The sequence below is a fragment of the Ruegeria sp. CDSC085 genome (assembly GCF_059610465.1).
This window is the reverse complement of record NZ_JBXWNR010000013.1, coordinates 101,662-108,983: the sequence shown is the minus strand read 5'-3', so window position 1 is coordinate 108,983 and position 7,322 is coordinate 101,662. Positions and strand designations below refer to the sequence as shown.

Here is a 7,322-nt window from a genome sequence, read left to right as displayed (position 1 = left end):
TGGCTCCGGCGGTAGGGATCGAACCTACGACCAATTGATTAACAGTCAACTGCTCTACCGCTGAGCTACGCCGGAACTGAGGCGCGTATAGCAACCCCGATTCCAGACGTCCAGTGGTTAAGTAAGAGAACGATCAAAAATTTTTGCTGTTTTAGAGAAACCGTCGAAAAACAGATGCAACCGACAGTGGGCCAATGGGCGCCACTTTGGTTTTCCCAGTCAGATCAACGAGATGAGCGAAAACATTTCGCTCGGCCGCTGGCAACAATGCCGCTGGCGTATCCGTATAGATGCGCTCAGCCAGATGCCGAGCTGTCCCGTCTGCATCTTCCAGTGCGCTCAGGATCTGGGCCTCGCGGGTCTGGCGATGCGCAATCAGCCAGTCCAAACGTTCGGCAGGGCTGGTGATCGGTGCACCATGGCCCGCGTGGAAAACCGACCAGTCGCGCGCGCGCAGCCGATGGCAGGCAGCCATGAAGTCGGTCAGATCACCATCCGGAGGGGACACCAACGAGCTGGCCCAACCCATGACATGATCCGCTGTGAAACAGATGTTCTGCCAGGCCAAGGCAATGTGATTGCCCAGATGGCCCGGAGTGTGAATGACTTCGAGCTGCCATCCGTCACCATTGATGAATTCACCGTCCGCCACTTCGACATCCGGGCGAAACGTGCTGTCGATGCCTTCGCCGCCGCCAGTCAGCCCCTGCGCGGCAAGATCGGTCATGACGGCGCTGCGTCCTGCCTCGGGCCCACCATAGGAATAAATCTCTGCCCCCGTGCGCGCCGCCAGCGGAGCCGCCAGAGGTGAATGGTCCACATGCGTATGTGTGACAATGATATGGCTGATCCTTTGACCCGGCACCAAGGAATCCAGAATCGCGCCCAGATGTGCTTCGCTTGCTGGCCCTGGATCGATGACCGCGATGTCGCGATCACCCAGCAGGTATGTGTTGGTGCCACGATAAGTCATCGGAGAGGGATTCGGGGCCAGAATACGCCGCAAACCCAAGTGCAGTTCCTCGGGTTTTCCAACGGGTGGATTGAAATCATCTGGTGATGGCATTCTGTGCTCTTCCTCTTGTCCGGGCAGCCCGCTAGGTTTAGCGCATGTCTTCGCACTGGCTCAAACCTTATATGCCTCGCAGTCTTTACGCCCGGGCGGCACTGATCCTGGTTTTGCCTGTGATCGTGCTGTTGCTGGTCGTGGGTATCGCTTTCCTTCAAAAGCATCTTGAGGATGTCACCGGCCAGATGACGCGCGCGGCATCCCGTGAGGTGACGTTGATCACGACAATGATCGAGGGCGCGGAAACACAACAACAGGCGCTGGCGTCGATTCGTCCCGATTTGCAGGCCCTTGAGATGAAGGCCAGATTTCTTGGCGTTAACGAAGAACCTGCGATCGGCGCGCGGCGATGGTATGACTTCATCGCACCACAGGTCGAATCTGAACTACATATCTGGCTGCCCGATCTCGTCGCCGTCGCTTTGCCCAGCAGCAAGGAGGCTCGGGTTTACCTGGATACGCATCTGGGCCTGCTGCAATTGACATTTGATCGGCGCAGGTTGTCGCCTGCGGCTCCGCATCAATTGATTGTCACCATGGTGTTCTTTGCGGTCATCATGACGACGATCTCGTTTCTTTACATGCGAAACCAATTGCGTCCCATTACGCGCCTCGCCGATGCGGCGCAGGCATTCGGGCGGGGGCGAATCGTTCCGTATTCACCCGGCGGAGCAATCGAGGTACGCGCGGCGGGTAACGCGTTTCTGGATATGCGATCCCGGATCGAACGCCAGATGGAGCAGCGGACGTTGATGCTGTCTGGTGTCAGTCACGATCTGCGTACTCCGTTGACTCGTCTGAAGCTTGGACTGTCGATGTTGCCCGAAGATGAGGCCGCACCACTGCAAAAGGATGTGACTGAAATGCAGTCCTTGCTGGATGCGTTTCTGGAATTTTCGCGTGGGGCCGCCGAAGGATCGACGGAAGAGGTCCGACCGGATGAATTTCTCCGCCAGATCGTGGATGACGCGAAACGGACCGGTCATCAGGCAGACCTGATTGCGGTCGAAGGGCAGGGGACAGTCATGTTGCGCCCCATGGCTGTGCGCCGGGCGGTCGAAAACCTGATAGGAAACGCCGTTCGCTATGGCAGCCGGGCCGAGGTCAGCCTGTTTCTGAACGCGAAATCGATGCGAATCCGCGTTGAGGATGACGGCCCCGGTATACCGGCGGACCAGCGTACTGAAGCGGTCAAGCCATTCACGCGTCTCGACCCGGCACGCAATCAGAATCAGGGCAGTGGCGTTGGCCTAGGTCTTGCGATTGTGGCCGATGTCGCACGCGCGCACGGCGGTATTTTGCGTCTGGGCAAAAGTGAGCGTCTTGGCGGGCTGTGCGCGGATATAATCATAGGCCGATAAATCCCCATTATGTCTGTGTATTGAATTCAATTTTGCTAATTTGTCTGTCCATGGCATCCTGTTCCCATATTTTTTTCATTTTTGGGGGACGCATGAGATGGTTATCGCAGGATTCGTAAAACTGGCCGAAAAGGGGTTCGTTGGTTGCGCAACAATTGCGGCCTTGCTGCCACTTTGGCAGTGGTATGAAGAAACCGATGAAAGACGGGTCGAACGTCTGATCGGCTTTATCGGTTCAGGCGATACCTGTCTGAAATGGTTGCGGTCCGACCTTGTTGAGTCGCTGGCGTCCGAGTTGTGGTACGCGTCGCAGCAGGAAGTAGTTGATGGCGACGAGGATCTTGCGCCGCTGCCGGTTCAGGTGCGTGCCAATATGGCGATTTTTTGTGCTGAAATGCTGGACTATTTGCAGAATGATTTTGGCAAGTTCGATGAACCTGTTGCCTTCGACTATTACATGATGATCATGGATGCTTCGTTCTGGGTCGATCCTGCGGATTTTGAAACGTATTTGGCTGCGGTGCATCAAGATCCGGACCTGTCCGGCAGTCACGAGAATTACAGCTTTGGTGGGCGCGATGGCTATTCCTTTGAGTGGCAAGTGACACAAGAAAAGTTCGACGCGTATTTCGGAATCGAAGAATCGAGTGAATGAGGCAACGCGTTCGCGTGCAGGCGATAAAAGCAGATCCTGATGTTTCGGCGAAATGGTAGGCCCGGAGGGACTCGAACCCCCAACCAAAGCGTTATGAGCGCTCTGCTCTAACCAATTGAGCTACAGGCCCGCCTAAGCGCCTTGGGTATCACGGTGAACAGCCGCGTCAAGCCTGACCGTTGCAACAAACGCCACAATCGAATAACCCGCCCGCAAAGCTTTCTTGAGGGACCGAACATGACAGCGGGTAAAAACGGAATCACCTATGCCGATGCAGGTGTGGATATCGACGCGGGGAATGCCCTGGTCGATCGGATCAAGCCCGCCGCCAAGCGGACCAACCGACCCGGTGTGATGAGCGGCCTGGGCGGATTCGGCGCACTGTTCGATCTGAGGGCTGCCGGATACCAAGACCCTATCCTGGTAGGTGCGACGGATGGTGTGGGCACCAAGTTGCGGATCGCGATCGATACTGGTGTCGTGGACGGAGTCGGGGTCGATCTGGTGGCCATGTGCGTCAATGACCTGATCTGCCAGGGGGCCGAGCCGCTGTTCTTCCTCGACTATTTCGCAACCGGTAAGCTGGATACCGATACGGCGGCACGGATCATCGAAGGGATTGCCGACGGATGCGCACAGTCCGGCTGTGCCTTGATCGGTGGTGAAACCGCCGAGATGCCGGGCATGTATCCAGATGGAGATTTTGATCTGGCCGGTTTTGCGGTTGGTGCGATGGAACGCGGCGCAGATCTGCCTGCGGGCGTTCAATCCGGGGACGTGTTGTTGGGCCTGGCCTCGAACGGGGTGCATTCCAACGGCTATTCGCTTGTGCGTAAGCTGGTCGAGCTGTCCGGTCTGGGCTGGGATTCGCCGTCGCCCTTTGGTGAGGGGATTCTGGGTGAGGCGCTGCTGACGCCCACACGCCTTTACGTAAAACCGGTTTTGGCTGCGGTTCGTGCGGGTGGTGTACACGCGCTGGCGCATATCACCGGCGGTGGATTGACCGAAAATCTTCCGCGTGTGCTGCCCGAAGGGTTAGGGGCCGAGATCGATCTGGACAGCTGGCGGTTGCCGCCCGTCTTTAACTGGATGGCAGAGACCGGTGGAATCGTAGAGGCGGAAATGCTCAAGACCTTCAATTGCGGCATCGGCCTGATTGTCGTGTGCGCTGCGGACAAGGCTGATGACCTGTCGTCCCTGTTGACGGATGCTGGTGAAACCGTCGCTCGGATCGGTACCGTCACCGAAGCGCCCGGTGTTGCCTATTCAGGCAAACTGCTGTGAGTCACAAGCGCGTCGCGATCCTGATTTCCGGGGGCGGGTCGAACATGTTGTCGCTGGTCGACAGCATGACCGGAGATCATCCGGCGCGGCCTTGTTTGGTGCTCTCCAATGATGCGCAGGCTGGCGGGCTGAAAAAAGCTGCGGACCGTGGCATTCCGACCGCAGTGGTTGATCATCGCCCGTTCAGGGGGGATCGCGCCGCGTTTGAATCCGAGCTTCTGAAGCCCCTGCAAGAGGCGAAGCCTGACATTGTCTGTCTGGCTGGCTTCATGCGGGTTTTGACAGCAGATTTCGTGTCCCGATTTCAAGGTCGGATGCTGAATATTCACCCTTCATTATTGCCCAAATACAAAGGGTTACACACTCATGTGCGCGCGATTGAGGCCGGGGATTCAGAGCACGGCTGCTCGGTGCATGAGGTGACGGCGGCGCTGGATGACGGTCCGATTCTGGGCCAGGCGCGGGTTCCAATTGAAACGGAAGATACACCAGAGTCGCTGGCTGCGCGGGTGTTGGTGTGGGAGCATAAACTGTACCCCGAAGTGTTGCGGCGCTTTGCAGAAGGCAACAGGTCGCCAGTCCTGTTGCCCTGAACACGTTCTGGGTGATTTACACCCGTATAAAAATCGGCCTATGGTCGTCGACAACGCTCGGGACGACGACAATAACGGGCAGTCACAAAAACAAGAGCGATACTAGTACGGCGCATGAAAACCCTGACGACGACGCAAGAGCTGGCCGATTTCTGCAAGGCCGCTGCAGACAATCCCTATATCACAGTTGATACCGAATTCCTGCGCGAGCGGACCTATTACTCCAAATTGTGCCTGGTGCAATTGGCGGTCCCGTCCGAGGATGAAGACAGCGCGGTTCTGGTTGATCCGCTTGCCGATGGCCTGTCGCTTGAACCGCTTTATGACCTGTTCCGGAACGAAGACGTGGTTAAGGTGTTCCATGCTGCCCGTCAGGATCTTGAGATATTCTGGGTCGAAGCCGGCGTCTTTCCCAAGCCGCTGTTTGACACACAGGTCGCAGCGATGGTGTGTGGATTTGGCGAACAGGTTGGCTATGAAACTCTGGTCCGGAAAATCTGCAAGCAGGGCGTTGATAAGACTTCTCGGTTCACCGACTGGTCCCGCCGTCCTCTGACTGATGCTCAAAAAAACTATGCTCTGGCAGACGTGACGCATTTGCGCGGGATCTATGAATACCTGGCCGCAGAACTTGAAAAGACAGAGCGCAGCCATTGGGTTGCCGAAGAACTGCGGACGCTGACACAGCCCGCCACATATGACATCCGTCCCGAAGAGGCCTGGAAACGGGTAAAGACGCGTACGAACTCGGCCAAGTTTCTGGCTATCGTGCGCGAACTGGCGCAGTTTCGCGAAGCCTACGCACAGGAAAACAACGTGCCTCGGAACCGTGTGTTCAAGGACGATGCGTTGGTTGAGTTGGCTTCGACCAAACCCAAAACGAATTCGGATTTGGGCGGATCCCGCCTTTTGCTGCGCGAAGCCCGCAAAGGAGCGATTGCCGAAGGTATTCTGGCCGCAGTCCAGCGTGGCATGAATTGCCCGGCCGACAAATTACCGAAGGTCGACAATTCGCGCGACAAGCTCAAGGTCAACCCGGCACTGTCAGACCTGTTGCGGGTTCTTCTTAAATCCAAAACCGAAAGCTCTGGTGTGGCGGCGAAATTGATCGCCACAAGCTCGGAACTGGATCAGATCGCGGCCGGTGAGCGCGATCTTCCGGCGATGTCCGGTTGGCGGTTCGAGGTCTTCGGCGAGGACGCGCTCAAGCTGTGTGAAGGAAAAATTGCCTTGGCGGCCAAAGGGCAGTCGGTCAAGGTGGTTACGCTTTAACGGCGCTTACCGGCGCCGAGATTCGAGGGCGTTCTGTTGCCCGACCACACGGACCAGACGAATACCTTCCAGTTCCTGTTTCGAGACATTGATGGCGTCTGATACCATCCGTGTACGCTCTGACCCTTGCGGTGTCTCATAGCTGGGGTAGGTCACGCGGAATACGAACTCCAGTGTTCCTTTTTTCTGGTTTTCGTCCGATTCAACAGGAACCAGACGCGCATCGTACGCCCCCTGTCTGACAGCCGTGCCGGACGCATATATGATCGCGCCGGTGGGTGTTGGGTCGATGCGCAACTCGTCAATCTGACCAATTGGAATGCTGGTGTCTTCGGCATCGGGGCGTGAAAACAGACCGGTACCTTCGCTTTGCTGAGGAACGAGTGCGTCGGCGGCATTCGGATCGCGTGGGGTATCGGCATCGACAGATCTGCTGGATCCAAACCAGTTCGACGGGTTTACCCGAGAATCACGCCAGCTGCTGCAGGCAGTCAGGGTCAGCGTGGCGATGATGAGAACGGACAGAGATTTTTGCATGGACCCACAGACTTTCACACGAGTTCAGGCAATGGGTTAGCGCAATTTCTTCGCGTTGAAAAGCCACCGCGGGGGCTGGACAGTAGCTGGTCGTCGGCTTACGTCACAATTATGAATGTAACCGAAGGACCACCGCATCATGGCCACGCCCGCCTTTGAAGAGATTGTCGAGGATTTCGAATTTCTCGAGGATTGGGAAGACCGGTATCGCCATGTCATCGAGCAGGGCAAGGCGATGGAGCCTCTGGACGACGCGTTCAAGGTTCCGGCGACAAAGGTGCATGGATGTGCCAGTCAGGTCTGGCTGCATCCGATGATTGAGTCCGGTGTCTTCAAGTTTGATGGCGACAGCGATGCACTGATCGTGCGCGGGCTGATCGCGGTTCTTCGGTCTTTGTACAATGGGTTGCCGGTAGCCGAAGTTCCCAAAGTCGATGCAGGGGCTGAACTGGCACGCCTTGGGCTGAACGACCACCTGTCCGCTCAGCGCTCAAACGGTCTGCGGTCGATGATCGAACGCATCCGACAGGTCGCACAGGAAAATGCCTGAT

Annotated in this window: 8 protein-coding genes and 2 tRNA genes; 6 read left to right on the top strand and 4 right to left on the bottom strand. The window is 57.0% G+C overall.

What is annotated here, in order from left to right; all coding sequences use genetic code 11:
* Positions 1-75, bottom strand: a tRNA-Asn gene (locus AC2FJB_RS17200).
* A 76-nt stretch (positions 76-151) separates the two neighbouring features.
* The gene (locus AC2FJB_RS17195; RefSeq protein WP_496719599.1) at positions 152-1,066 is read right to left on the bottom strand and encodes an MBL fold metallo-hydrolase; all 915 of its coding nucleotides are present in this window, start codon (positions 1,064-1,066) and stop codon (positions 152-154) included.
* A gap of 44 nt (positions 1,067-1,110) precedes the next feature.
* Here AC2FJB_RS17195 and AC2FJB_RS17190 point away from each other — a divergent pair, with 44 nt between their 5' ends.
* Together AC2FJB_RS17190 and AC2FJB_RS17185 are read left to right on the top strand one after the other, a co-directional pair.
* Positions 1,111-2,430: an ATP-binding protein gene (locus AC2FJB_RS17190; protein WP_496719601.1), complete on the top strand. Its 1,320-nt coding sequence runs from the start codon at positions 1,111-1,113 to the stop codon at positions 2,428-2,430.
* 97 nt (positions 2,431-2,527) lie between these two features.
* Positions 2,528-3,085: a hypothetical protein gene (locus tag AC2FJB_RS17185; protein ID WP_117868833.1), complete on the top strand. Its 558-nt coding sequence runs from the start codon at positions 2,528-2,530 to the stop codon at positions 3,083-3,085.
* A 53-nt stretch (positions 3,086-3,138) separates the two neighbouring features.
* Here AC2FJB_RS17185 and AC2FJB_RS17180 read toward each other — a convergent pair.
* Positions 3,139-3,215 (bottom strand) — tRNA-Ile (locus AC2FJB_RS17180).
* A 107-nt stretch (positions 3,216-3,322) separates the two neighbouring features.
* Here AC2FJB_RS17180 and purM point away from each other — a divergent pair.
* The 3 genes from purM (at position 3,323) to rnd (ending at position 6,234) form a co-directional block, all read left to right on the top strand.
* A complete protein-coding gene (purM, locus tag AC2FJB_RS17175; protein WP_299893669.1) occupies positions 3,323-4,369 on the top strand; it encodes a phosphoribosylformylglycinamidine cyclo-ligase in 1,047 nt (348 codons plus the stop codon).
* Complete coding sequence (purN, locus tag AC2FJB_RS17170) at positions 4,366-4,962, top strand: phosphoribosylglycinamide formyltransferase (RefSeq protein ID WP_496680725.1); 597 nt, start codon at positions 4,366-4,368, stop codon at positions 4,960-4,962. The genes purM and purN overlap by 4 nt, the downstream gene beginning before the upstream one ends.
* A gap of 114 nt (positions 4,963-5,076) precedes the next feature.
* Entirely contained in the window at positions 5,077-6,234 is a 1,158-nt protein-coding gene (gene rnd, locus AC2FJB_RS17165; protein ID WP_496719603.1) for a ribonuclease D, read from the top strand.
* A gap of 6 nt (positions 6,235-6,240) precedes the next feature.
* Here rnd and AC2FJB_RS17160 read toward each other — a convergent pair whose 3' ends face one another.
* On the bottom strand, positions 6,241-6,771 hold the full coding sequence (locus tag AC2FJB_RS17160) for a hypothetical protein (protein WP_117868837.1): 531 nt from the start codon (positions 6,769-6,771) through the stop codon (positions 6,241-6,243).
* Between the two features lie 139 nt (positions 6,772-6,910).
* Here AC2FJB_RS17160 and AC2FJB_RS17155 point away from each other — a divergent pair, with 139 nt between their 5' ends.
* Positions 6,911-7,321, top strand: a complete 411-nt coding sequence (locus AC2FJB_RS17155) for a SufE family protein (protein ID WP_117868838.1) — start codon at positions 6,911-6,913, stop codon at positions 7,319-7,321.
* The last annotated feature ends 1 nt before the right edge of the window (position 7,322 follow it).

Excerpts from the sequence above, each read along its gene's own strand:
- AC2FJB_RS17195 (WP_496719599.1), bottom strand. The coding sequence starts at position 1,066 with ATGCCATCACCAGATGATTTCAATCCACCCGTTGGAAAACCCGAGGAA.
- AC2FJB_RS17190 (WP_496719601.1), top strand. The coding sequence starts at position 1,111 with ATGTCTTCGCACTGGCTCAAACCTTATATGCCTCGCAGTCTTTACGCC.
- AC2FJB_RS17185 (WP_117868833.1), top strand. The coding sequence starts at position 2,528 with ATGGTTATCGCAGGATTCGTAAAACTGGCCGAAAAGGGGTTCGTTGGT.
- purM (WP_299893669.1), top strand. The coding sequence starts at position 3,323 with ATGACAGCGGGTAAAAACGGAATCACCTATGCCGATGCAGGTGTGGAT.
- rnd (WP_496719603.1), top strand. The coding sequence starts at position 5,077 with ATGAAAACCCTGACGACGACGCAAGAGCTGGCCGATTTCTGCAAGGCC.
- AC2FJB_RS17160 (WP_117868837.1), bottom strand. The coding sequence starts at position 6,771 with ATGCAAAAATCTCTGTCCGTTCTCATCATCGCCACGCTGACCCTGACT.
- AC2FJB_RS17155 (WP_117868838.1), top strand. The coding sequence starts at position 6,911 with ATGGCCACGCCCGCCTTTGAAGAGATTGTCGAGGATTTCGAATTTCTC.